General features: G+C 62.1%; 3 protein-coding genes. All 3 read right to left on the bottom strand.

Annotated features, from left to right (window positions below; translation table 11 throughout):
• Window positions 1–310: 310 nt before the first annotated feature.
• Complete coding sequence (locus tag ACF8Q6_RS26460; protein WP_004577078.1) at window positions 311–682, bottom strand: glutaredoxin; 372 nt, start codon at window positions 680–682, stop codon at window positions 311–313.
• Between the two features lie 59 nt (window positions 683–741).
• On the bottom strand, window positions 742–1,287 hold the full coding sequence (folE, locus tag ACF8Q6_RS26465) for a GTP cyclohydrolase I FolE (protein ID WP_003252789.1): 546 nt from the start codon (window positions 1,285–1,287) through the stop codon (window positions 742–744).
• Between the two features lie 70 nt (window positions 1,288–1,357).
• The gene (locus ACF8Q6_RS26470) at window positions 1,358–1,918 is read right to left on the bottom strand and encodes a Smr/MutS family protein (protein WP_003252791.1); all 561 of its coding nucleotides are present in this window, start codon (window positions 1,916–1,918) and stop codon (window positions 1,358–1,360) included.
• Window positions 1,919–2,032: the final 114 nt, after the last annotated feature.

Consider the following 2,032-nt stretch of genomic DNA (forward strand, 5'->3'; position numbering starts at 1 on the left):
TTAAAAATTGAGCAAGACAGTTGCTCCCACAGGCCGGTGTTCAGCCTCAGCCTAGCGCGGTATCGAGAAACATCATCACCGCAAACCCGCCCATCAACCCCGGGTAATGGAGCTGGGGGCAGCGCTGGGCATCCAGGTCGAGCCGGCGCTGGAAGCACTGAAGGTCGCCGTCAATATCTAAAGCCTGGCACAGGCCTTGTGTCGCGAAAGGGCCGCAACGCGGCCCCAGCAATTTGTGCCGCGATGCTGAAATCCTGGGGGCGCTTCGCGCCCCTTTCGCGACACAAGGCCGCTCCCACTTGCAGCGCTTTTAGGCCGAAGCAAACCGCTCATCCAGGTAAGCGATGATCGCCTTGGACTCATACATCCAAGTCACCTTGCCGGCTTCTTCAATGCGCAGGCATGGCACTTTCACCCGGCCGCCACCTTCTTGCAGGGCCTGGCGGTGCACCGGGTCGTTCTTGGCGTCGCGCAGCGCCACCGGCACGTTCAAACGGTGCAGGGTGCGGCGGGTTTTGACGCAGAACGGGCAGGCGTGGAACTGGTACAGCGCCAGCCCCTTGGCCGCTTGCTCGATGCGGGCCTGGGCGGCCGCGTCGCGCTTGCGCTTGGCCGGGCGGCTGATCCAGTCACCGAACACAATGAGCTGGCCGAGGCCAACCCGCAGGGCTTTGACGATCATGGGCAACTCCTGAAATGCAAAAGCCGACCCTGAAGGGTCGGCTTGGGGTCAGCAACCAATCACTTGATCAGGCTGAGGAACTCGCTACGGGTGGCGGCGTTATCGCGGAACTCACCCAGCATCACCGAGGTGATCATGGTCGAATTCTGCTTCTCGACACCGCGCATCATCATGCACATGTGCTTGGCTTCGACCACCACGGCCACACCCGCGGCACCGGTTACCTGCTGCACGGCTTCGGCGATTTGGCGGCTGAGGTTTTCCTGGATCTGCAGGCGGCGGGCGTACATGTCGACGATACGTGCCACCTTGGACAGGCCCAGTACCTTGCCCTTCGGCAGGTAGGCAACGTGTGCCTTGCCAATGAACGGCAGCATGTGGTGTTCGCACATCGAATACAGCTCGATGTCCCGGACCAGCACCATTTCGCTGTTGTCAGAGCTGAACAAAGCGTTGTTGGTGACTTCTTCCAGTGTTTGCTCATAACCGCGGCAAAGGTACTTCATCGCCTTTGCAGCCCGCTTGGGCGTGTCGAGCAGGCCCTCACGGGAGACGTCCTCGCCAATCTGGCTGAGGATCTCGGTGTAGTTCTGTTCCAGGGACATGGATCTACCTGTGGGAAAAAATCGCAAAAACGAAGGGTACGGCGGTGAGGGCGGCGCTGCAAGCGCGGCGTTACTCGTCGCGGCCTTCGAGCATGGTTCGCTTCAGCATCACATACACCGCGCCAGTGCCGCCGTGGCGGGCACTGCACGAGGCAAAACCGAGCACTTGCGGGTGCTGGCGCAGCCAGGTGTTGACGTGGCTCTTGATCATCGGGCGCTTGCCGTCCAGGCGCGCGGCCTTGCCGTGGGTCACCCGCACGCAGCGCACCTCCAGTTTGGTGGCTTCGGCGATGAAGTCCCACAAGGTTTCGCGGGCCTTTTCCACCGTCATGCCGTGCAGGTCGAGGCTGCCCTCGAATGGAATCTGCCCCAGCTTCAGCTTGCGCAGTTGGCCTTCCTGCACGCCATCGCGGCGCCACATCAGCTCGTCTTCGGCGCCTACGTCGATGACGAACTGGTCGGACATGCCATCGATGACCAAAGCCTTGTCACTGCGCACGGTCGCCGCCTGGCGCAGGCCGGCCAGCTTCTGGCGGTCGGCCTTGGGCTTGCCGACGTCGGCACGGTCGTGGCTGATCGGCTTTACGCCGCGCACTTCGGCCTTGAACAGGGAAAAATCGTCGTCTTGCATGATGCCTCCACGTAGGCGACGTAGTTTACGCGACTGTGGGGCCGTGTGCAGCCTGTGCGGGCCTCTTCGCGGGTAAACCCGCTTCTACAGGGATTGCGTATGGCTTGTGGCCGG

The organism is Pseudomonas sp. GLN_2 (genome assembly GCF_043106005.1).
Classification (GTDB): Bacteria; Pseudomonadota; Gammaproteobacteria; order Pseudomonadales; family Pseudomonadaceae; genus Aquipseudomonas; species Aquipseudomonas alloputida.